Origin of the sequence: Pseudomonas paraeruginosa, from assembly GCF_003025345.2 — a bacterium.
Taxonomy (GTDB): Bacteria; Pseudomonadota; Gammaproteobacteria; order Pseudomonadales; family Pseudomonadaceae; genus Pseudomonas; species Pseudomonas paraeruginosa.
Genome location: NZ_CP020560.1, coordinates 1,073,360 through 1,095,674 on the forward strand (window position 1 = coordinate 1,073,360; position 22,315 = coordinate 1,095,674).

At 67.8% G+C, this 22,315-nt stretch carries 16 protein-coding genes and 1 pseudogene; 9 read left to right on the plus strand and 8 right to left on the minus strand.

The features are described 5' to 3' along the window. The first annotated feature begins 350 nt into the window (after positions 1–350). The 3 genes and pseudogenes from B7D75_RS29985 to B7D75_RS05220 all read left to right on the plus strand — a co-directional run bounded on the left by B7D75_RS29985 (position 351) and on the right by B7D75_RS05220 (position 5,266). Positions 351–664: pseudogene (locus B7D75_RS29985) on the plus strand (hypothetical protein). Positions 665–1,324: 660 nt separating this feature from the next. After that, positions 1,325–2,887: an alkaline phosphatase D family protein gene (locus B7D75_RS05215; protein ID WP_003156808.1), complete on the plus strand. Its 1,563-nt coding sequence runs from the start codon at positions 1,325–1,327 to the stop codon at positions 2,885–2,887. 36 nt (positions 2,888–2,923) lie between these two features. Beyond that, complete coding sequence (locus B7D75_RS05220) at positions 2,924–5,266, plus strand: endonuclease/exonuclease/phosphatase family protein (RefSeq protein ID WP_107113804.1); 2,343 nt, start codon at positions 2,924–2,926, stop codon at positions 5,264–5,266. A 168-nt stretch (positions 5,267–5,434) separates the two neighbouring features. On the opposite strand, the gene B7D75_RS05225 is transcribed toward B7D75_RS05220, so the two are convergent. Then, positions 5,435–7,018, minus strand: coding sequence for a peptide chain release factor 3 (locus B7D75_RS05225; protein WP_033997653.1), 1,584 nt, complete (start codon positions 7,016–7,018; stop codon positions 5,435–5,437). Positions 7,019–7,242: 224 nt separating this feature from the next. On the opposite strand from B7D75_RS05225, the gene B7D75_RS05230 reads away from it, so the two are divergent. Continuing rightward, positions 7,243–7,704, plus strand: coding sequence for an inhibitor of vertebrate lysozyme family protein (locus tag B7D75_RS05230; RefSeq protein WP_003156809.1), 462 nt, complete (start codon positions 7,243–7,245; stop codon positions 7,702–7,704). Between the two features lie 121 nt (positions 7,705–7,825). Here the strand turns inward: B7D75_RS05230 and fecA are convergent, their stop codons facing one another. The 4 genes from fecA to mdrR1 all read right to left on the minus strand — a co-directional run bounded on the left by fecA (position 7,826) and on the right by mdrR1 (position 12,715). Beyond that, positions 7,826–10,180, minus strand: coding sequence for a TonB-dependent Fe(3+) dicitrate receptor FecA (fecA, locus tag B7D75_RS05235; RefSeq protein ID WP_107113805.1), 2,355 nt, complete (start codon positions 10,178–10,180; stop codon positions 7,826–7,828). A gap of 93 nt (positions 10,181–10,273) precedes the next feature. Continuing rightward, a complete protein-coding gene (locus B7D75_RS05240; RefSeq protein WP_107113806.1) occupies positions 10,274–11,227 on the minus strand; it encodes a FecR domain-containing protein in 954 nt (317 codons plus the stop codon). Then, positions 11,224–11,733, minus strand: coding sequence for a sigma-70 family RNA polymerase sigma factor (locus B7D75_RS05245; protein ID WP_012074492.1), 510 nt, complete (start codon positions 11,731–11,733; stop codon positions 11,224–11,226). Before B7D75_RS05245 ends, B7D75_RS05240 begins: the two co-directional genes overlap by 4 nt. Before the next feature lie 100 nt (positions 11,734–11,833). Beyond that, positions 11,834–12,715: a transcriptional regulator MdrR1 gene (mdrR1, locus tag B7D75_RS05250; protein WP_034079857.1), complete on the minus strand. Its 882-nt coding sequence runs from the start codon at positions 12,713–12,715 to the stop codon at positions 11,834–11,836. A 125-nt stretch (positions 12,716–12,840) separates the two neighbouring features. Between mdrR1 and B7D75_RS05255 the strand changes: the two genes are divergently transcribed. Continuing rightward, positions 12,841–13,743: a DMT family transporter gene (locus B7D75_RS05255; protein ID WP_034079858.1), complete on the plus strand. Its 903-nt coding sequence runs from the start codon at positions 12,841–12,843 to the stop codon at positions 13,741–13,743. 19 nt (positions 13,744–13,762) lie between these two features. On the opposite strand, the gene B7D75_RS05260 is transcribed toward B7D75_RS05255, so the two are convergent. Then, on the minus strand, positions 13,763–14,740 hold the full coding sequence (locus tag B7D75_RS05260) for a 2-hydroxyacid dehydrogenase (protein WP_034079859.1): 978 nt from the start codon (positions 14,738–14,740) through the stop codon (positions 13,763–13,765). A 94-nt stretch (positions 14,741–14,834) separates the two neighbouring features. Then, positions 14,835–15,788 carry a LysR family transcriptional regulator gene (locus B7D75_RS05265; RefSeq protein ID WP_003157793.1) on the minus strand — a complete coding sequence of 318 codons (954 nt, stop codon included), beginning with the start codon at positions 15,786–15,788 and terminating at the stop codon, positions 14,835–14,837. Between the two features lie 245 nt (positions 15,789–16,033). Between B7D75_RS05265 and B7D75_RS05270 the strand changes: the two genes are divergently transcribed. From B7D75_RS05270 to B7D75_RS05285, 4 genes are read left to right on the plus strand one after another with little or no spacing between them, the layout of a single operon-like run. Next, entirely contained in the window at positions 16,034–17,524 is a 1,491-nt protein-coding gene (locus tag B7D75_RS05270) for an efflux transporter outer membrane subunit (protein ID WP_034079860.1), read from the plus strand. Then, the gene (locus B7D75_RS05275; protein ID WP_107113807.1) at positions 17,521–19,716 is read left to right on the plus strand and encodes an FUSC family protein; all 2,196 of its coding nucleotides are present in this window, start codon (positions 17,521–17,523) and stop codon (positions 19,714–19,716) included. The genes B7D75_RS05270 and B7D75_RS05275 overlap by 4 nt, the downstream gene beginning before the upstream one ends. Continuing rightward, the gene (locus tag B7D75_RS05280; protein WP_003082823.1) at positions 19,706–19,906 is read left to right on the plus strand and encodes a DUF1656 domain-containing protein; all 201 of its coding nucleotides are present in this window, start codon (positions 19,706–19,708) and stop codon (positions 19,904–19,906) included. Before B7D75_RS05275 ends, B7D75_RS05280 begins: the two co-directional genes overlap by 11 nt. Before the next feature lie 35 nt (positions 19,907–19,941). Beyond that, the gene (locus B7D75_RS05285; RefSeq protein ID WP_034079862.1) at positions 19,942–20,850 is read left to right on the plus strand and encodes an efflux RND transporter periplasmic adaptor subunit; all 909 of its coding nucleotides are present in this window, start codon (positions 19,942–19,944) and stop codon (positions 20,848–20,850) included. A gap of 294 nt (positions 20,851–21,144) precedes the next feature. Here B7D75_RS05285 and B7D75_RS05290 read toward each other — a convergent pair whose 3' ends face one another. Further along, positions 21,145–22,308: an osmoprotectant ABC transporter ATP-binding protein OsmV gene (locus B7D75_RS05290; protein WP_034079863.1), complete on the minus strand. Its 1,164-nt coding sequence runs from the start codon at positions 22,306–22,308 to the stop codon at positions 21,145–21,147. Between the last annotated feature and the right edge of the window lie 7 nt (positions 22,309–22,315).

Consider the following 22,315-nt stretch of genomic DNA (forward strand, 5'->3'; position numbering starts at 1 on the left):
CTCTCGCGGCTTCCTGCCGCTCGGCCCCCTGCGCAACGACTCCGCTCGGCCTCCTGACGGGGCGGGTTCGCCGCCCCACCGACTGGAGGCCAAGCATGACTTCGTGCCTGCCAGACCTCCGCAGGCCGGAGCCCTACAGGCTCTGGAAACGCCGGACAGTTCCCCCGGACATTTCCGCAGCCTCTCTCGGAAGCCCAAGGCTTGGATAAAAAACCAGTAGGAGGATGATAGGAGGGGCCGCCAAAGCCATCCCTCGGGATGCGTTGCAGTGGCAGAAAAGACGCGGGCCGCAGGTGCGACCAACACCTACGACCCGCTAACCACAACCCAGCTTACTTAGGAGCTGACCCATGGCTAAGCCGAATGATACGTCCAAGCCCCCGGTAACAGAACCGTCCCCCGCTTCATCCCCCTGCTGCCCACCTCGCAGGCCAACCGCTTCCCGCACAACGCCACGCTGTACCTCGACACTCAGGCACCGCCCGGCCAGTTGTTCGAGAGCGCGAAAGCGCGCCTGAAGTCGGCGATCAACGTCCTCGCCATGACCTGCCTGCTCGACGAGAACGAAGAACCCGGCGAAACCCTCGCCTACATCAACGGCGCCTTGCTGAAGCTGGTCAGCGACGCCCTCTCCGAGATCGACGCGGCCCACCCACGCCAGTAGCGCCCGTCCCAGGCGCGACGCCCCCGGCCTGGCCGGGGGCTTTGAGAGGTGATCCCTTCGAGGCCCATTCGCGCGCAAACGGCGAGGTCCGCCGCCCGTCCCGATCATCGCGAAATGGCCTCCAATTGCCCGAAGCTTCCGACCCTTTTTTCGGACGGTTTCTTACGCCCTTGAAAATCAATAACTTACAAAGACATGAAAAAAGAGGGTTTCAGACCAGGAAAACCCGGTATTCCTTTTTCCTTCAAATGGTTATAGGTTTTCGGGGCTAGTTCACTGCCGCATAGGCAGCTAAGAAAAGCACCTGCAAGCCCATTCGCGGCCGCAAGACGTTCACTGCCGCATAGGCAGCTAAGAAATGAACGAGTCGCAGCGCGATCCTATCGACCAGGTTCACTGCCGCATAGGCAGCTAAGAAACGGCTCTACGCCCGATTTCGCGAGCGTGAGCAGTTCACTGCCGCATAGGCAGCCTGACTTCCCTCGGACTCGCAAATGGACGCTGGAAGGCAAGAGACGATCACCGTGGAACGACTGGCAGACACTGCCGCCCACACCCGGCATTCCCCTCACGAAACGAATAGCCTGTCCGTTCCCGTAACGCCCCTGTCAACTTGCCCCGGTAAACCGGACCTTCGTGAAGCCTGCGGAGAACTCCGGAATGAGTGCAATGGACCTCAAGCGCCGCCGCGTCATGCAAGGCCTGGGCGCTGGGCTGCTGTTGCCGGCGCTGGGCGCGCCGGCGGTGATCGCCGCGCCGAATGCGCGGCCGAAGCTGACCGATGGCGTGCAGTCCGGTGACGTGCACGGCGACCGCGCGCTGGTCTGGAGCCGCACCGACCGTCCGGCACGGATGATCGTCGAGTGGGACACCCGCAGCGTCTTCAGCGAGCCGCGCCGGCTGGTCTCGCCGATCACCGACGAGCGTCTCGACTACACCGCGCGCATCGACCTGCGCGGTCTGCCGGCCGACCAGTCGATCTTCTACCGGGTGCGCTTCGAGGATGCCCGCGACGGCAGCCTGAGCCGGCCCTGGTTCGGCCACCTGCGCAGTGCGCCGGGCGAGGCGCGCAACATCCGCTTCGTCTGGAGCGGCGACACCTGCGGGCAGGGCTTCGGGATCAATCCGGATATCGGCGGCATGCGCATCTACGAAGCCATGCGCCGGCGCCAGCCGGACTTCTTCCTGCACAGCGGCGACACCATCTATGCCGACGGGCCGATTCCCGAGCGCATCGAGACCGAGGGCGGGCGCATCTGGCGCAACCGGGTGACCGAGGCCAAGAGCAAGGTCGCCGAGACCCTCGACGAGTTCCGCGGCAACTACCGCTACAACCTGCTCGACGACAACCTGCGCCGCTTCAACGCCGAGGTGCCGCAGATCTGGCAGTGGGACGACCACGAGACCACCAACAACTGGTCCTCCAGCAAGCAGCTCGACGAGCGCTACCGGGTGAAGGACATCGACCTGCTGGCGGCCCGCGCGCGCCAGGCGTTCCTCGAATACGCGCCGTTGCGCTTCCAGCGCCAGGGACGCGACGGGCGGATCTACCGCAAGGTCGCCTACGGTCCGCTGCTCGATGTGTTCGTCCTCGACATGCGCAGCTACCGCGGCGGCAACAGCGCCAACCTGCAGGCCCGGCGCAGCGGCGCCACCGACTTTCTCGGTCGCGAGCAACTGCAATGGCTCAAGCGCGAGCTGCGTGGTTCGCGCGCGCAGTGGAAGGTCATCGCCGCCGACATGCCGATCGGCCTCTGCGTGCCCGACGGCAAGGACGAGCACGGTCGCGAGCGCTGGGAGGCCATCGCCAACGGCAACGACGGCAAGGCCCTGGGCCGAGAGCTGGAGATCGCCGACCTGCTGCGCTTCATCCAGCGCGCCGGGGTGCGCAACACCGTCTGGCTGACCGCCGACGTGCATTACTGCGCGGCCCACCACTACAGCCCGGAGCGCGCCGCGTTCAAGGACTTCGCGGCGTTCTGGGAGTTCGTCGCCGGGCCTCTCAATGCCGGTAGTTTCGGCCCCAACGCGCTGGATGGCACCTTTGGCCCGCAGGTGATGTTCCAGAAGGCCCCGCTGGTCCAGAACAGTTCCCCCTTCGCCGGCTACCAGTTCTTCGGCGAGGTGGAGATCGATGCGCAGACCCGCGCGCTCACCGTCACCCTGCGCGACCTCGACGGCGAGTCGGTGTTTTCCCAGGAGCTGCAGCCCGACGGCGCCTGAGCCGCGGCGATTCCCTTCCGATAAAGGAGTATCCCGATGCACCCCTTGCGTAACGCCGCCCTGCTGGGCGGCCTGGCCCTGCTGGGCCTGCCGGTGGCGAACGCCGCCGAGCTGATCATCTCCGAGTACGTCGAAGGCAGCGGCAACAACAAGGCGCTGGAGTTCTACAACAGCGGCAGCCAGGTCCTCGATCTCTCCGCCTACCGCGTCGAGTTCTACTTCAACGGCGCCAGCGCGGCGGGCCGCAGCATCGAGCTGAGCGGCAGCCTGGCGCCGGGCAGGACCTTCGTCCTCGCCAACGGCGTGGCCGATCCGGCGCTGCTGGCCCTGGCCAGCCAGCGCGTGGAAGGCAGCTGGTTCAACGGCAACGACGCGGTGCTGCTGCGCCGACGCGATGGCGAAGTCCTCGACAGCCTCGGCCAGGTCGGTGTCAATCCCGGCACCGCCTGGGGCAGCGGCGATGTGCAGACCCTCGACCGGAGCCTGGTGCGCAAGGCCGACATCCGCGACGGCGACAGCGATCCCAGCGACGCCTTCGACCCGGCGGCGCAATGGCTGGGCTACCCGCGCGACACCTTCGCCAACCTCGGCCAGCATGGCGCTGGTGAGCCCGGCGGAGGCGAGGAGGCCGGCCTGCGACCGATCCACGAGGTGCAGGGCGCCGGCGCCGAAAGTCCGCTGGTGAACCAGCGGGTCGCCATCGAGGGCGTGGTGGTCGGCGACTTCCAGAACGCCAGCGAGTTGAAGGGCTTCTATGTGCAGCAGGAAGATGCCACGGTGGACGGCGATCCGGCCACCTCCGAAGGCCTCTTCGTCTACGACGGCGGCAACGGCAGCGACGTCAAGCTCGGCGACCGCGTCCGGGTGAGCGGCCAGGTCCGCGAGTTCAACGGCCTCACCGAGCTGGTCGGGCCGCTGCAGGTCAGCGTCCTGGCGAGCGGTGTGGCGTTGCCGACGCCGGCTGGTATCAGCCTGCCGCTGGCCAGCGCCGATGCGCTGGAGCGCTACGAAGGCATGCGCGTGCAGCTCCGCCAGGCGCTCACCGTCAACGAGGTCTACAACCTCGGCCGCTACGGCGAGGTCCTGCTGTCCTCAGGCGGTCGCCGGATGACTCCGACCAACGTGGTGGCGCCCGGTGAACAGGCCAGGGCCATGCAGGCACGCAACGACCTGGACCGGATCATCCTCGACGACGGCCGCAGCGGGCAGAATCCCGACCCGATCCGCTATCCGGCGCCCGGGCTGAGCGCCTACAACAGCCTGCGCGTGGGCGACCGCACCAGCGCCATCGACGGCGTGCTCGACTACTCGGCCGGCAGCTACCGCATCCAGCCGCTGCAAACCCCGGTATTCGAGGCGGCCAACCCGCGCCCGGCCCAGCCGGTGGTGGAAGGACGCCTGCGGGTGGCCAGCTTCAACGTGCTCAACTACTTCAACGGCGACGGCAAGGGCGGCGGCTTCCCCACCTCGCGCGGGGCCAGCACGGCGGAAGAGTTCCAGCGGCAGAAGGCGAAGATCGTCGCCGCGATCCTCGCCTCGAAGGCGGACATCGTCGGCCTGATGGAGATCGAGAACGACGGCTATGGCGAGTTCGCCGCCATCGCCGACCTGGTCGACGGCCTCAACGCCGGCCTGCCCCAGGGGCAGCGCTACGCCTTCGTCAATCCGAACCGGACTAAGCTGGGCAGCGACGAGATCGCCGTCGGCCTGATCTACCGCAGCGACAGGGTACGCACCTACGGTGCCGCGGCAGTGCTCGATCGCACGGTGAACCCGGAGTTCGATGACAGCAAGAACCGCCCGACCCTGGCCCAGACCTTCCAGGAGATCACCGGCGGCGAGCGCCTGACCATCGCGGTCAATCACCTGAAGTCGAAGGGCTCGGCCTGCGACGGCGACCCGGACACCGGCGATGGCCAGGGCAACTGCAACCTGACCCGTGCGCGCGCCGCCCAGGCCCTGGTGGACTGGCTGGCGAGCGATCCGACCGCGGCGAAGGACCCGGACTACCTGATCATCGGCGACCTCAACTCCTATGCCAAGGAAGACCCGGTGAACGTCATCCGCGCCGCCGGCTACACCGACCTGGTGGCGCGTCAGGCCGGGGCCGGGAAGGGCTACTCCTACGTGTTCTCCGGGCAGTCCGGCTATCTCGACCATGCCTTGGCCAATGCCAGCCTGGCGCGCCAGGTGCGCGGCGCGGTGGAGTGGCACATCAACGCCGACGAGCCGCGGGTGCTGGACTACAACCTGGAGTTCAAGACGCCGCGGCAGCAGGACAGCCTGTACAGCGCCGAGCCGTATCGTGCGTCGGACCACGACCCGGTGGTGATCGGCATCGACCTGCGGCGGGTGGCGATGAAGCGCCACCGGCGCTGAGTCGCGCTTGAAAAGGCGGGCGTTGTCCTGATGCCAGTCCGTTGAGAAAAAACGGCGCTTCCTCACGCGAGGGAAGCGCCGTTTCGCTTGGGTCTTCTCATCGCCTCGAGCGAGAAGCCGCTCGCGACTGGCATTCGCCGGTTGGCTTGCCTTTTTCGCCTGTCGCGATCAGTGATGCTCGCGTGTCGCGCGGAAGCGGATATCCGGCCAGCGCTCTTCCATCAGGCTCAGGTTGACGCGGGTCGGCGCCAGGTAGGTGAGGTGGCCGCCGCCGTCCACGGAAAGATTCTCGAAGGCCTTGTCCTGGAACTCCTTGAGCTTCTTCTCGTCGTCGCACTCGATCCAGCGCGCCGACCAGACGTTGATCGCCTCGTAGGCGCACTCGACCTTGTATTCCTCCTTCAGGCGGCTGGCGACCACGTCGAACTGCAGCACGCCGACCGCGCCGAGGATGATGTCGTTGTTGCGCTCGGGGAAGAACACCTGGGTGGCGCCTTCCTCGGCCAGCTCCTGCAGGCCCTGGCGCAACTGCTTGGACTTCAGCGGGTCCTTCAGGCGCACGCGGCGGAACAGCTCCGGGGCGAAGTGCGGAATGCCGGTGAAGCCGAAGTTCTCGCCTTCGCTGAAGGTGTCGCCGATCTGGATGGTGCCGTGGTTGTGCAGGCCGATGATGTCGCCGGCATAGGCTTCCTCCAGCTGCTCGCGCTCGGAAGAGAAGAAGGTCAGCGCATCGGCGATCTTCACATCCTTGCCCAGGCGCACGTGGCGCATCTTCATGCCCTTCTCGTACTTGCCCGAGCAGATGCGCATGAAGGCGATGCGGTCGCGGTGCTTGGGATCCATGTTCGCCTGGATCTTGAACACGAAGCCGGAGAACTTCTCCTCGGTCGGCTCCACGTTGCGTTCGTGGGTGGCGCGCGACAGCGGTTGCGGCGCCCAGTCGACGATGCAGTCGAGGACCTGGTCGACGCCGAAGTTGCCCAGCGCGGTGCCGAAGAACACCGGGGTCATCTCGCCCTTGAGGAAGGCGTCCTTGTCGAACGTGTGGCACGCGCCCTGGACCAGTTCCAGCTCCTCGACGAAGTTGTCGTAGAGATCGCCCAGGTGGGCGCGGGCCTCGTCGGAGTCGAGCTTGTCGATGATCTTCGTCTCGATACGCTCGTGGCCATGGCCCGGGACGTAGACGATGATCTTGTCGTCGGCCAGGTGGTAGACGCCCTTGAAGTCCTTGTAGCAGCCGATCGGCCAGGTGATCGGCGCGGCCTTGATCTTCAGCACCGCCTCGATCTCGTCGAGCAGCTCGATGGGATCGCGGATGTCGCGGTCGAGCTTGTTGATGAAGCTGACGATGGGCGTGTCGCGCAGCCGGCAGACTTCCATCAGGGCGATGGTCCGCGGTTCGACGCCCTTGCCGCCGTCGAGCACCATCAGCGCCGAGTCCACCGCGGTCAGGGTGCGGTAGGTGTCTTCGGAGAAGTCCTCGTGGCCGGGAGTGTCGAGCAGGTTGATCATGTGCTCGCGGTAGGGGAACTGCATCACCGAGGTGGTGATGGAGATGCCGCGCTGCTTTTCCATTTCCATCCAGTCGGAGGTGGCGTGGCGGTCGGACTTGCGCGACTTCACGGTACCGGCGACGGCGATCGCCTTGCCCATCAGCAGCAGCTTCTCGGTGATGGTGGTCTTACCGGCGTCGGGGTGGGAGATGATCGCGAAGGTACGGCGCTTCGCGACTTCGGCGGCCTGAGTGGTCATGGATGCGTGCCTGCTGGAATCCGTTGGCGTGGGCGCGGGGCGGCCCGGAAAAACGCGGGATTATAGCGGTAAAACGTGGCGTGCCGGGATGCCTGTCATCCGGCAATCCAGGGATTTGTCGGTCGCCGGCGAACTTGTCGGGCCCGTGCCGCTCCAAGCAGCCATTGGCGGGGACACTGCCCGGCAGGCCGGCCAACCTTTTCATCTGATCGAAGGAAATCGCCATGAACGGAATATCCAGACTGCTCTCGCTGGCCCTGCTCGGCGCCTCGCTGCATGCGGTGGCAGTCCAGGCCGAGGAGCAGCCGCGGCTGTTCGAGCTGCTCGGCCAGCCTGGCTACAAGGCCACCTGGCACGCCATGTTCAAGGGCGAGAACGAGGTACCGAAGTGGGTTTCCGAGGCCAGCGGCCCGAGTTCTCCGTCCACCAGCCTGAGCCTGGACGGCCAGCCCTACGTGCTGGCCGACAGCTGCAAGCCGCATGATTGCGGCAACAACCGCCTGCTGGTCGCCTTCCGCGGCGACAAGAGCGCCGCCTATGGCTTGCAGGTCAACCTTCCGGACGAGCCCGCCGAGGTCATGGAGAAACCCAGCGCGTATGCCACCTACCGCTGGTACGGCAAGCCGTCCAAGCCGGTCCGCGAGCTGCTGATGAAGCAGCTGGAGAGCGATCCGAACTGGAAGTGACGCGGGGCCTGACCGTCGCCCCGGCCCGGCGACGGATGGCGCCTCGCGCCATTCGCCCTGCCGGTGGAGGGGCGGATGGTCGCTTGCGCTCTTGCGCCTCGGATTCCCGCTCCGGCGTGCCTCAGAAGCCCACCGACGCCTGCACGTACAGGGTGCGCGGCTGGCCGACGTAGAGTCCCTTGTTGTTGTCGTCGAACGAGCGGGTGTAGTAGCGGCGATCGAACAGGTTCTTCACCCCCAGGCCGAGCTTCAGGTCGTTCAGTTGCGGGCCGAAGTCGTAGCTGCCGCGCGCGCTCCAGACCATCCAGCCGGCGATCCGCCCGGTGCTGCCGTCGGCGCTTTCGCTCTCGGTGTTGGCGTTGTCGGCGTACTGGCTGGTCTGGAAGCTGCCGTCGAGGTTGTAGCTCCAGGCGCCGGTGCGGTAGTTGGCGCCGAGGGTGCCCTTGTGCTTCGAGGAGAACGGCACCTGGTTGCCCTTGTTCGGCCCGTCCTCGCGGATGCTCGCGTCGACATAGGCGTAGCTGGCGTAGACGTCGAAGCCGGAGAGCAGCGGATCGAGATCGGCCAGGTCGTAGGCGAGCGCCGCCTCGATGCCCTTGTGCCGGGTCTTGCCGCGGGCGGTGACGCTGTCGGTCTGCTGGTTGCTCTCGTACTGGTTGTCGAAGTTGATCAGGAAGGCGCCCAGTTCGGCGCGCAGGATGCCGTCGTCGTAGCGGCTGCCCAGTTCCCAGGTGCGTGCCTTCTCCGGCTCGATGTCGCCGCTGCGCACCGCCTTGCCCATCTGACTGTACTGCACGGTGCCGAACGAGCCTTCGGTGTTGGCGTAGAGATTCCAGCTCGGGGTGAGGTGGTAGATCACGTTGAGCGCCGGCAGCGAGGCGTTGTAGCGACCGCTGTCCTTGCTGCCCTTCAACAGGTTCTTCTGTTGCGAGTCGATCTTCTCGTAGCGGATGCCAGGGGTGATGGTCCAGTTGCCGATGTCGATGCGATCGTCGATGTAGAACGCGTTGGCCTCGGTGCCGCCGCGGGTGTCGCGATCGTTGCGGCTGCCGGTGCTGGGTAGCTGTCCGCTGTCGGCGCGGGTCCAGTAGCGCAGCTCGTGGCTGGCTTCGTTGACGTAGCGGTGGCCGATGCCCACTTCGTGGCGACTTTCGCCCAGCTCGAAGCCCTGGCTGAAACGAGTTTCCAGGCCGCGTACCCAGTACTCGCGCGGCGACAGGGTGAGGTTGCGGCCCTGGTCGAGGTAGCCGCTGCGCAGGGTCTTGGTGAAGAAGCCGGTGACGTTGAGCTTCTGGCTGGCGTTGGGGGTGTATTCGTAGCTGGCGCTGGCCAGGGTACGGCGGCCCCAGAACTTGTCGTAGGGACGGCTCGACTGGTACGGGTCGTCGCGGTAGGCCGCGGCGCTGAGGCCGCCGGGCATGTCGGCCTCGCCGTCGTAGTACTGGGTCAGCGCCGAGAAGGCGTGTTCGTCGCTGGGCTGGAAGCGGCCCTTGAGGATCAGGTCGTCGATCCGCGTGTCGCTGTGCTCGCGCCAATCGCCGCCGCGGGTGCCGGAATAGAGCAGGGCGCCGCCGAGACCGTTGGCGCCGGTGCCGCCGATCAGCACGTTGTGGGTGGTCTTCAGGCCGTCCTGGCTGGAACTGGGGCTGAGTTCGCTGTGCACGTCGAGCCTGGTGGCGAAGTCCTCGGGGATCGCCCGGGTCACGAAGTTGACGATGCCGCCGACGTTCTGCGGTCCGTAGCGCACCGCGCCGCCGCCACGCACCACGTCCACCGCGTCCATGTTGCCGATGGACACCGGCGCCAGCGACAACTGTGGCTGGCCATAGGGCGCGAAGGGTACCGGGATGCCATCCATCAGTACCGTCGAGCGCGACGCCAGGCGCGGGTTGAGGCCACGGATGCCGAAGTTCAGCGCCAGGTCATGGCTGCCGGTGCCGTTGTTCAGCGGCGCGCTGACCCCTGGAATGCGCTCCAGCACTTCGCGGGTGCTGGATGCGCCCCGGGCCTGGAACTGTTCGCGGCGGACCACGTCGCGCGCCCCCGGGTGCTCGAAGACGTCGGCGGCGCTGGCGTCCGCCAGCCAGTCGCCGACCACGGTGACCGCCTGCAGGCTGGCCGGGTCTTCCACCGGCAGCGCTTCCAGGATGTAGGCGCCGCCGCCCTGGGCGCGTGCCTCCAGGCCGGAGCCGGCGAGCAGGGCGGCCAGTGCCTCGTCCAGGGTGTACTCGCCGTCCAGTGGTTGGCTGCGGCGCGCGGCGGTCTGCTCGGGGCTGAAGGCGATCAGTACGCCGGCCTGGCGGCCGAGGTGGTTCAACGCCTGTTCCAGTGGCTCGGCGGACAACCGGTAGTACTGGCGGGCATCGGCGCGGATCTCGGCGGCGCCGGCGGCTTCGGCGGTAACCAGGGCGGGACCGCCGAGGCAGGCGAGGAGCAGGGCGCGGCTGAGCGGTGACAGGACGCGTGACGGGGACATGAGGGACACTCCAGTGGATCTTCGAGGTTGGCTTTCCTCCTCTGTCACGCGAGGTGGGGAAAAAGGCTCAGGGGCGCGGAAAGTTTTTTCCGCTCATTCGCGCGGGTGCACGCCGACCCAGTAGCGGGTGACCCGCCGCACCTCCACCGGCAGTACCGTCGGCAGGGTGGCGAGGATCCGCTCGCTGTCGTCCAGCGGATAGCTGCCGGAAATCCGCAGGCCGCCGATGCGCGGGTCGCAGCCCAGCCGGCCGGGGCGGTAGCGCGCGACTTCGGCGAGGAATTCGTCCAGGCGCATGCCGGCGGCCACCAGCATGCCGTCGGTCCAGGCGCCGCTGCCGACCGGCAACGGCTGCGGGGCGCCGAGTCGCTCGCGGTCGAAATCCAGTTGCCGGCCGCTGGGCAACAGCAGGCCCTGGCCGGCGCGGTTCTCCACCTGTACCGCGCCCTCGTGGACGGCGACGCGGGTGCGCCCGGCGAACTGGCGCACGTCGAAACGGGTACCCACCGGGCGCAGCCGGCCTTCCGCGCTGTACACCCGCAGCGGGCGCGGATCCTGGCCGGTGCTGAGCTGGATCTCGCCGCGCAGCAGGAGCAGGCGTCGTTCGCCGGCGTCGAAACGCACGTCGATGGCCGTGTCGCTGTTCAGCTCGACGCGACTGCCGTCGGCCAGGGTCAGGCGCCGGCGTTCGCCGACGCCGGTGGCATAGTCGGCGCTCCAGCGCTGCAGGCTGCCGTTCTCGCGCAGGCCCCAGGCGCCGCCACCGGCGGCCAGCATGACCAGCAGGGTCTTCAGCGCGCGCCGGCGCTGTGCCGAGCGCGGTGCGTTGACGACGGCCAGGGCCAGCGGCGTGCCGATCCCGGCCAGGCGCTGGTTGACCGCTTCGATGTGACGCCAGGCCTGCTCGTGTTCCGGCGCCGCCTGGCGCCAGCGCTGCCAGGCCTGGCGCAGGCGTTCGTCGTCGGCGCCGCCCTGCAACTCGACCAGCCAGCGCACCGCCTGCTCGGCCACCTGCGGCGGCACCTTGGGCGCGGCGGGCAGGCTCATGGCAGATCGAAGAAATAGCAGCGCTGCGCGGCCTTGAGCATGTAGCGCTTGACGCTGCTCAGGGAGATCCCCAACTGCGTGGCGATCTCGGCATAGCCGAGGCCGTCGAGCCGGGCCAGCAGGAAGGTTTCCTTGGCCAGCGGCGGCAGGCCGTCGAGCAGATGGTCCAGCTCGACCAGGGTTTCCAGGACGATGGCGCGCGTCTCTTCGCTGGGCAGCTCGCACTCGGGCAGGCTGGCCAGGGCTTCCAGGTAGGCGCGCTCGACGTCCTGGCGGCGGTAGTGGTTGCACAGCACGCGGCGGGCGATGGTGGTGAGGAAGGCGCGCGGTTCGTCGATGCGCGTGGCCTGGCGCGAGACCAGGACCTTGACGAAGGTGTCCTGGGCCAGGTCGGCGGCGTTCTGCGGGCAGCCGAGGCGGCGCCGCAGCCAGCCCGTGAGCCAGTGGTGGTGGTCGCTGTAGAGGGTATGCAACGCGGCCGCATGGGCGAGGTCGGCGCTCGACACCTGGACATTCCCGGAGCAGAAGGGTTAACGAATGATAATAGTTATCATTTTATGCTGCGAGAATGCCTGCCTACAACCGCAGGCCGTCGGCGCCTGGCTTTCAGGAGGCTTTCAGGGCGGTGCGGTATTGACCCGGGGTGGCACCGTGGGCTTCGCGGAAGCGCCGGTTGAAATGGCTCTGGCTGGCGAAGCCGCAGGCCAGCGAGACCTCCTGCAGCGATAGCGCGGAGTACGCCAGCAGTTCGCGGGCCCGCGTCAGGCGCCGCTCCAGCACGTAGCGGTGCGGCGGCAGGCCGAAGGAGACGCGGAACATGCGGGCGAAGTGGTACTCGGAGAGCGCCGCCAGTTCCGCCAGCAGCCCCAGTTCCAGCGGCTGCTCCAGGTGGCTTTCGATGTAGTCGGCCAGGCGTCGCCGTACGTGCGCGGCCAGCCCGCCCTGCCAGCGCACGCCGGTGCGCCTGCCGCAACCGGTGAGCAGCAGGTGGTCCACCGCCTGGTGGGCGAGGCTGGTGCACAGCAGGCGCTCGCCGGGTTCGTTCCAGTCCTGCCGTTCCAGGGTCCGGCACAGCGCGGCCAGCGGGGCGTCCTGGATATAGGTGCGCTCCTCCAGCTGCAGGCTGCGCGGTTCGCAGTCGAGGGTGCGCACCGCCGCGCCGGCCAGGCGTTGCGGGCTGATGTACAGGTGCATGAAGCCCAGGCCGCGAGTCACCGCCCAGTCGGAGTGGTGTTCGGCCGGCATCACGCAGAAGCGGTCGGGACCGCCGTAGAGGCCCGGGCGGTCGCGGCGGAAGGTCTGCCAGCCGCCTTGCAGGTAGAGCGACAGGGTGTGGTGGCCGGGATCGCTGTAGCCGAGGATCTCCGCTTCGTCGCGGTACCAATGGGCGAGTGCCAGGCCGTCGCTGAGCGTGCTGCTGCGCAGCAGGCGCGCATTGGAGGTCCGGTCGAGGGTGCGGAATACCTGGAAGTCGCTGGGTTGGTGCATGACCTCCATGCTACCCACGCATGTCCGGGACGGCGAGGGGCGGCGGATGAAAAGCGCAAGAATGGACAATCGTCCCACCCGGCCTCGCCCGCAGACTGGCGGCATCCTGTCGTTGCGGAGCCGCCATGAACCTTTCGCTGTACCTGCTCACCGTGCTCATCTGGGGCACCACCTGGATCGCCATCAAGCTGCAGATGGGCCCGGTGGCTATCACCCTGTCCATCGCCTACCGCTTCGCCCTGGCGGCGCTGGTGCTGTTCGCCGTGCTGCTGCTGGGCCGCCGCCTGCAACGGCTGGATGCGCGTGGCCAACGCCTGTGCATGGCCCAGGGCGTATGCCTGTTCTGCCTGAATTTCATCTGCTTCTATACCGCCAGCCAGTGGATTCCCAGCGGCCTGGTGGCCGTGGTGTTCTCCACCGCGACCCTGTGGAACGCCCTGAATGCGCGGCTCTGGTTCGGCCAGCGGATCGCGCCGAACGTGATGGCCGGCGGCGGTCTCGGCCTGTTCGGCCTGGGGTTGCTGTTCTGGCCGGAACTGGCGGGCCGCCAGGCTACCCCGGAAACCTTCTACGGCCTCGGCCTGGCCCTGCTCGGCACGCTGTGCTTCTCCACCGGCAACATGCTTTCCAGCCTGCAACAGAGGGCCGGCATCCGCCCGCTCACCGGCAACGCCTGGAGCATGCTCTACGGCACCCTGATCCTCCTGGCGCTGTGCCTGGTCCAGGGCGTGCCGCTGAATTTCGACTGGAGCGCGCGATACGTCGGCTCGCTGCTGTACCTGGCGATCCCTGGCTCGGTGATCGGTTTCACCGCCTACCTGACCCTGGTCGGGCGCATGGGCCCGGATCGCGCGGCCTACTGCACCGTGCTGTTCCCGGTGGTGGCGCTGAACATCTCGGCCTTCGTCGAGGGCTACCGCTGGACCGCGCCGGCGCTGGCCGGGCTGGCCCTGGTGATGCTCGGCAACGTGCTGGTGTTCCGCAAGCCGAAGGCGCCCGCGCTGGCGGCGCCGGCGCGTTCGGCATAGCGCGGAAGAGGGGGTGCGTTCAGGCGCGCGACCAGGTCTGCGGGTTGACCAGGTCCAGCGGTCGCTCGCCGCGCAGCGCCGCCTCGAAGTTGTCCAGCGCGCGCTCGGCCATGGCCCGGCGCGTCTCGTGGGTGGCCGAGCCGATGTGCGGCAGGGTCACCACGTTGTCCAGGGCGAACAGTGGCGACTCGGCCAGCGGTTCCTTCGCGTAGACGTCCAGGCCGGCGCCGAGGATGCGTTTCTCCCGCAGGGCGTCGACCAGCGCGGCCTCGTCGACCACCTGGCCGCGGGCGACATTGACCAGGATCGCCGAGGGCTTCATCAGGCCCAGTTCGCGCGCGCCGATCAACTGGCGGGTCTGCGGCCCCAGCGGCACCACCACGCAGACGAAGTCGGCCTCGCCGAGCAGTTCGTCGAAACCGAGGAAGCGCGCGCCGAGTTCCCGCTCCAGCTCCGCCTTGCGGCTGTTGCCGTGATAGAGCACCTGCATGCCGAAGCCGAAACGGCCGCGCCGGGCGATGGCCGCGCCGATCCGGCCGAGGCCGAGGATGCCGAGTTTCTTGCCATGCACATCGGTGCCGAACTGCGGGGTGTCGACGGTACGCTTCCAGTTCCCGGCCTTGACCCAGGCATCCAGTTCGGCGACCCGGCGCGCGGCGCTGATCAACAGGGCGAAGCCGAGATCGGCGGTGGTCTCGGTGAGCACGTCGGGGGTATTGGTCAGGGCGATGCCACGCTGGTTGAGGTAGTCGAGATCGTAGTTGTCGTAACCGACCGAGACGCTGGAAATCACTTCCAGTTGCCGCGCCTGTTCCAGTTGCCTGGCGCCGAGCGGCCGGCCGACGCCGATCATGCCGTGGGTGTCGGGCAGGGCGGCGGCATACTGGGCGTCGATATCGCCCAGCTTCGGTTCGAGCAGGCGGACGTTGAACTGCCGCCGCAGGCGCTCGAGGTGCTCGGGGGCGAGGCGGCTGAAGACGAAGACGTTCTTTTTCATGGCGGTACTCTGCAAGCGGGAGCGAAGGCGCCGACCTTACCACCGCCGCCTCGGCGGCGGGCGGCGGCTCGCCACGTGGCGGGCGATTATCGGCTCAGGAAGACTTCCTGAGTTCCAGGCACAACTCGACCAGCGTGGCCTCGTCGCGTTGCAGCAGGCCGGGCAGGCTTTCCTTGAGATACTCCACCCAGGTCTTGATCTTGGCGTCGAGATACTGCCGCGAGGGATACAGCGCGTAGACGTTCAACTGTTGCAGGCGATGCTGCGGCAGCACCCGCACCAGGGTGCCCTTGCCGAGGTCGTCGATGGCCGAGTAGACCGGCAGGATGCCGATGCCCAGGCCGGAGCGGATCGCCTCGGTCATGGCGTCGCCGACATTGACCTGGAACGGCGAGGCACCGATGGAGACCATTTCCTGGCCGTTGGGACCGTCGAACAGCCAGCGGTCCAGCGGCACCACCGGGCTGACCAGGCGCAGGCAGTCGTGGTTGGCCAGCTCCGCGGGTTCGCTCGGCGTGCCGTTGCGGCGCAGGTATTCCGGCGAGGCGCAGAGAATGCTGTAGGTCTCGCCGATGCGCTGGGAGATGAAACCGGAGTCGGGCAGCTCGGAAGCCACCACGATGGCCACGTCGAACCCCTCGTCGAGCAGGTCCGGCACGCGGTTGGCCATGGTCAGGTCGAAGGTCACGTCGCGGTACTGCTGGCGGTAGCCGGCGATGGCGCGGATCACGTAGTGCTGGCCGATGCCGGTCATCGAATGCAGCTTCAGCCTGCCGGCCGGCCGGGCATGCGCGTCGCTGGCTTCGGCCTCGGCTTCCTCGACGTAGGCGAGAATCTGCTCGCAGCGCAGCAGGTAGCGCTGGCCGGCCTCGGTGAGGGCGATGCGACGAGTGGTACGGTTGAGCAGGCGGGTGCGCAGGTGCGTCTCGAGGTTGGCCACCGCCCGCGAGACGTAGGCGGTGGTGGTGTTGAGCTGCTGGGATGCCGCGGTGAAACTGCCGGTTTCCGCCACGCAGACGAAGGCTCGCATGTTTTGCAGGGTGTCCATCGACGGGGCCTCCTAGGCACGCGCAGAAGTGTGTCAGATTGTTGCGGGGAAGGATTATTTCACATTACGCAATAAACAATCGCACTTGAGCCAGCTTATCAGCCGCCGCCAGCCTCTTAAAATCCACAAGCCCCGAGCGCATGGACGCTCGAGCGGGTTGAGCGGCGCCCGTACCGCTCAAATTCCGTGCTTTGCCCCTCCCAGGATCAGACAACGTGCCGCGTGTTCTCAGGAAGGAGCTGACCTTGGTCGGTTCTTTCGTCGGTTTTCTCGTCGTTTTCTCCGCAATATCCGGTTGTGTCAGTACAGGCGATATCGCCCCCCAGGCCGCCACCCTCGATGCCAACGCACTGGCCACCGACCCTGCGATCCGGGCTGCCGCCCGCGAAGCCGGCTGGCCGCAGGCTCAGTGGTGGAAGGCATATGCCGATCCGCAGCTGGACGCCTGGATCGACAAGGCCCTGGACGGCAATCCGAGCCTGGCGGTGGCCCATGCGCGGGTGCGCCAGGCGAAGTCCATGGCCGGGCTGGTGGAATCCATCGAGTCGCCGCAGATCCAGGGCAAGGGCTCGCTGACCCGCCACCGCTGGCCGGACGACTACTTCTACGGCCCCGGCGACCTGGCGCGGACCACCTCCTGGAACAATTCCACCGAGATCGGCCTGAACTACAAGCTCGATCTCTGGGGACGCGACCGCAGCGACAGCGAACGCGCCGTCGACCTGGCCCACATGGCCGCCGCCGAGGCGCGCCAGGCGCAGCTCGAACTGGAGGGCAACATCGTCCGCGCCTACGTCCAGCTGTCGCTGCAGTACGCCGAGATGGACATCGCCAAGGCCATGCTGCAGCAGCAGCGCGACATCCTCGCCCTGGCCCAGCGCCGCCTGCGCGGCGGCCTCGGCACGCATTTCGAGGTCAGCCAGGCGGAAGTGCCGCTGCCCGAGACCGAGCGCCGCATCGAGGTGATCGACGAAGAGATCCAGCTCAGCCGCAACCTGCTCGCCGCCCTGGCCGGCAAAGGCCCGGGCGAGGGCCGCACGATCCGCCGGCCGCGCCTGGACCTGGCGGCGCAGCCGAGCCTGCCCAGCGCCCTGCCGGCCGAGTTGCTCGGCCGCCGCCCGGACGTGGTCGCCCGCCGCTGGCAGGTCGCCGCCCTGGCCAAGGGCGTGGACGTGGCGCGCGCCGACTTCTATCCCAATGTCGACCTGATGGCCTCGGTCGGTTTCAGCGCGGTCGGTGGCGGCATGCTCGAATTCTTCCGCAGCGCGAAGTACACCTACAGCGCCGGCCCGGCGGTGACCCTGCCGATCTTCGATGGCGGTCGCCTGCGTTCGCAACTGGGCGAAGCGGCGGCTGGCTACGATGCGGCTGTGGAGCAGTACAACCAGACCCTGGTGGATGCGCTGAAGAACATTTCCGACCAGTTGATCCGCCTGCATTCGGTGGACGTGCAGAAGGACTTCGCCGCGCAGTCGGTGGCTTCCGCGCAGAAGACCTACGATATCGCCACCCTGGCCTACCAGCGCGGCCTCACCGATTACCTCAACGTGCTCAACGCGCAGACCCGGCTGTTCCAGCAGCAACTGGTCCAGGAACAGGTGCGGGCCGCCCGGCTGGCCGCCCACGCCAGCCTGGTCACCGCTCTCGGCGGCGGCGTCGGCGCTGGCACGGATACCCCGGCGCAGCCGAAGCTGGCGCCGGAAAGCGTCCCGGTCAGAGCGGTGTCCTCGCGATGAGCGGGCGCCCCGGCAGCCTCGTCCTGCCCAGCCGCGACGAGTGGCGGCGCGCCCTGGCCGAGTGGGCGCGCAGCGACGGGGCGACCTGGATCTATGTGTTCAAGGTGCTCTGCGCGGCCTTCCTGACCCTCTGGCTGGCGATGCGCCTGGAGTTGCCGCAGCCGAGCACGGCGACCATCACCGTGTTCATCGTCATGCAACCGCAGAGCGGTCAGGTATTCGCCAAGAGCTTCTACCGCATCCTCGGCACCCTGGTCGGGCTCAGCGTGATGGTCACCCTGATCGCCCTGTTCGCCCAGGAGCGGGTGCTGTTCCTGCTCAGCTCGGCGATCTGGATCGGTCTCTGCACCGCCGGCGCCGCGCGCTACCGTGACTTCCGTTCGTACGCCTGCGTGCTCGCCGGCTACACCGCGACGCTGATCGGCATCCCCGCCACCAGTCACCCGGAAGGCGCCTTCATGCAGGCGATCTGGCGGGTGCTGGAGATCAGCCTGGCGATCCTCTGCTCGGGCGTGGTCAGCGCGGTGATCATGCCGCAGACCACCAGCGCGGCGATGCGCAACGCGCTCTACGTGCGCTTCGGCCTGTTCGCCGCGTTCGTCCTCGACAGCCTGCGCGGGGTCGGCGGGCGCGAGCGCTTCGAGAGCAGCAACGTGGCCTTCGCCGCCCAGGCCGTGGGCCTGGAGACGATGCGCGCGGCGAGCGCCTTCGAGGATCCGCACATGCGCCTGCGCAATGGCCGGTTGATTCGCCTGAGCGGCGAGTTCATGGCCATGAATACCCGTTTCCACGCCCTCCACCAGTTGCTCGAACGCCTGCGTGCGCAAGGCTCCAAGCCAGTGCTGGAAGCGTTCGAGCCGTGCCTGGAGGAAATCACCGGGTTGCTCGAGGAAATCCGTGGCCGCGCCGTCACCGACCATGACGCCGAACGCTTCGCCGGGCGCCTCGCCGACTGCCGCGAACGCCTGATGGCGCGTATCCGCCAGGCGCGCGGCGAACTGCTGGCGCGGGAGTCTGGGGAAGAGGCGCGGCTGGACTTCAACACCGCCGCCGAGCTGCTCTATCGCTTCGCCGAGGAAATGCACGACTACGCCCTGACCCACGCCTCGCTGGCCGCCCACCGCCACGAGCGCGAGCAGTGGAAGGACGCCTTCACCGCCAAGGCCAACGCGGTGGCGGCGGCGGTGGCGGGGGTGCGCACCGGGCTGATGATCCTGCTGTTCGGCTGCTTCTGGATCTACAGCACCTGGCCCAGCGGCGGCACCTTCGCCCTCAACGCGGTGGCGGTCTCGGCGCTGGCCTCGGCGGCGCCGAATCCGAAGAAGATCGCCATGCAGATGGCCATCGGCACCATGGGCGCGGCGGTACTGGGTTTCAGCGAGATGTTCTTCGTCTACCCGCACATCGACGGTTTCCCGCTGCTGTGCCTGGTGCTGGCGCCGGTATTCGCCCTCGGCGCGTTCATTTCCTCGCGGCCGCAGTGGGCCGGCTACGGCCTCGGCCTGCTGGTGTTCTTCTGCTTCGGTTCGGTGCCGGCGAACCTGACCGTCTACGACCCGGCCCACGTGATCAACGAGTACATCGCCCTGATCCTCTCGATGCTGCTCTCGGCCGCCGCCGCCGCGGTGATCCTGCCGCCCAACAGTGCCTGGCTGTGGAAGCGCCTGGAGCGCGACCTGCGGATGCGCGTGGTGTTCGCCATCAGCGGCAAGAGCCGGGGCCTCGGCTCGGCGTTCGAAAGCGGCACCCGCGACCTGCTGAACCAGGCCTACGGGGTCGCCGCCGGGCGTCCGGACGTGCAGCGTGGCCTGCTGCGCTGGATGTTCCTGGTGCTGGAGGTCGGCCACGCGATCATCGAACTGCGTCGCGAGCAGGAGCGTCTGCCGGACGAACCCTGCTACGCCGAGTCCATGCCCTGGCGCCAGGCGATCCGCGCCATGGGCCGCGCGCTGATCCGGCTGTTCGTGCGCCCCGGCGCGGAGAACCTGGAACGCGCCCTGGCGGCCGTCGACCAGGCGATCCACGCGGCAAGGCACACCGACGAACCCTGCGCGCCGCACTTCGACAGCTCGCCGCTGCGGCGGGTGCGCAGCTACCTGCACTTCATCCGTTCTTCCTTGCTCGCGCCGACCTCGCCGCTGACCGAACTGGCCGGCCGGACGAGTGGCCAGGGGACTGTCCATGCCGCGTGAAATCGCCATCCATGGGGTCTACATGCCGACCCTGACGCTGTTGTTCGTGATCGCCGCGGCGCTCACCTGGGGCCTCGACCGGATCTTCGCCTCGGTCGGCCTGTATCGCTTCACCTGGCACCCGGCGCTGTTCCGGGTCAGCCTGTTCGCCTGCCTGTACGGCGGCCTTTCACTGACCATCTACCGCTGAGGCGGTAGCGCACTCTTCGTTATCGTGAGCCGACCATGACCTTGAAATCCGTAATCAGCCTGCTGGCCACCCTGCTGATCCTGCTGGTCGCCGTGTTCATCGGGCGGACCCTGTGGGTCAACTACATGGACACCCCCTGGACCCGCGACGGCCGCGTGCGCGCCGACGTGATCAACGTCGCCGCCGATGTCTCGGGGATCGTCGTCGACGTCCCGGTGCGCGACAACCAGCTGGTGAAGAAAGGCGACCTGCTGATGCAGATCGACCCCGACCACTACCGCATCGCGGTTAAACAGGCCGAGTCGCTGGTCGCCTCGCGCAAGGCGACCCTGGAGATGCGCCAGCTGAACGCCCGCCGCCGTGCGGAAATGGACGAGATGGTGGTCTCCCGGGAAAGCCGCGACGACGCCCACAACACCGCCGCCGCGGCGATGGCCGACTACGAGCAGGCCAAGGCCCAGCTCGACGCCGCGCGCCTGAACCTGGCGCGTACCCGGGTGGTGGCGCAGGTCGACGGCTACGTCACCAACCTCAACGTGCACCGTGGCGACTACGCGCGGGTCGGCGAGGCGAAGATGGCGGTGATCGACAGGAACTCCTACTGGGTCTACGGCTACTTCGAGGAAACCAAGCTGCCGTACATCCGCGAAGGCGACCCGGTGGATATGCAACTGATGAGCGGAGAGCACCTCAAGGGCCATGTGGAAAGCATCGCCCGCGGCATCTACGACCGCGACAACCCGGAAAGCCGCGAGCTGACCGCCGACGTCAACCCGACCTTCAACTGGGTGCGCCTGGCCCAGCGCGTGCCGGTGCGGGTGCACATCGACGAAGTGCCGGACGGCGTGCTGCTCTCGGCGGGGATCACCTGCACGGTGATCGTCAAGCCGCAGGCGCGCGCCGACCAGACCTCGGCGGCGCAGGCGCCGGGGCGGGCTGGTTGAGCGAGAGAGGCGTGGAGAAGCCCGGCGGATGCCGGGCTTTTTTCGTTTCGGCGGGGCGGAAGAGGGGCCGGGTCGATGATCGTCGAGGGCTTGCTGTCGCGCCCGTCGCTCTCCTCTCCCCGAAGGGCGAGGAGGCCGTTGCCAGGGGTGACGCTGTGGCGACTGGCGAACGGCGGTAGCGAACCGCTTCATACGGCTCCCTCTCACTTCTGGGCCAGCCAGGGGGAGAGGGCGCCACATGCCCGGAGTACGCTCCGGTTGGCGCCTGCGAGCGCTGAATATCCACCCGGCGGCCTAGGCCCCGACCTGCTCCGCCGGCGACACGATCACCCCCTTGCCGCCGCGCGAGCGACCGGAGCTGAGGTAGTCGGCGATGGACTCCTGGGTGACCTCGCCGAGGAACTGCTGGTCGGGGTCGAGCACCGGCAGCCAGGAGCTGTTGAACTCGTACATCCGCGACAGCAGGATGCGCAGGTGCTCGTCGTGGCTGGCGGTGACCCGGAACGGGGTGATGAACGGTTCGCAGGTGCCCTCCTGGCGGCGCAGGTCCTTGCGTCGCACGTAGCCCAGGCCCCTGCCCTGGTCATCCAGCACGATCAGGTAGCGCCGGTCGTTCTCGTCCATCAGTTCCAGCGCCTCGGCCACCGGGGTCTGCGGCCGGGCGGTGACCAGGCTGCTGTCGGCGGCGTCCTCGGCGCGCACCAGGAGCAGGCGCTTGAGGGTGCTGTCCTGGCCGGTGAAGGCGCTGACGAACTCGTCCGCCGGGTGCGCCAGCAGGGTGTCCGGGTGGTCGTACTGGAGCAGCCGGCCGCTCTTGAACACCGCCACCTTGTCGCCCAGCTTGATCGCCTCGTCGATGTCGTGGCTGACCATGATCACGGTCATGCCGAGTTTGCGCTGCATCTCGAAGAACTCGTTCTGGATCGACTCGCGGTTGATCGGGTCGACCGCGCCGAACGGCTCGTCCATCAGCAGCAGCGGCGCGTCCGCCGCCAGCGCGCGGATCACCCCGACGCGCTGCTGCTGGCCGCCGGAGAGTTCGCGCGGGTAGCGCTGCAGGTACTGCTTGGGCTCCAGCTTGACCATGCCCATCAGTTCGCGGGCCTTCTCCTTGCAGCGCGCCTTGTCCCAGCCGAGCAGGCGCGGCACGACCATGATGTTTTCCTCGATGGTCATGTTCGGGAACAGGCCGATCTGCTGGATCACGTAGCCGATGTGGCGGCGCAGGGTGACCTCGTCTAGCTCGGCGGTGTCCTGGCCGTCGATCAGCACGCGGCCGGAGCTCGGCGGGATGATCCGGTTGATCATCTTCAGGGTGGTGGTCTTGCCGCACCCGGAAGGGCCGAGGAAGACGCAGATCTCGCCTTTCTCCACGGTCAGGCTGACGGCATCGACGGCGCGGAATTCCTTGCCGTTCTTCTGGGTGAAGGTCTTGCTGAGCTTGTCCAGTTCGATCATGTGCGGC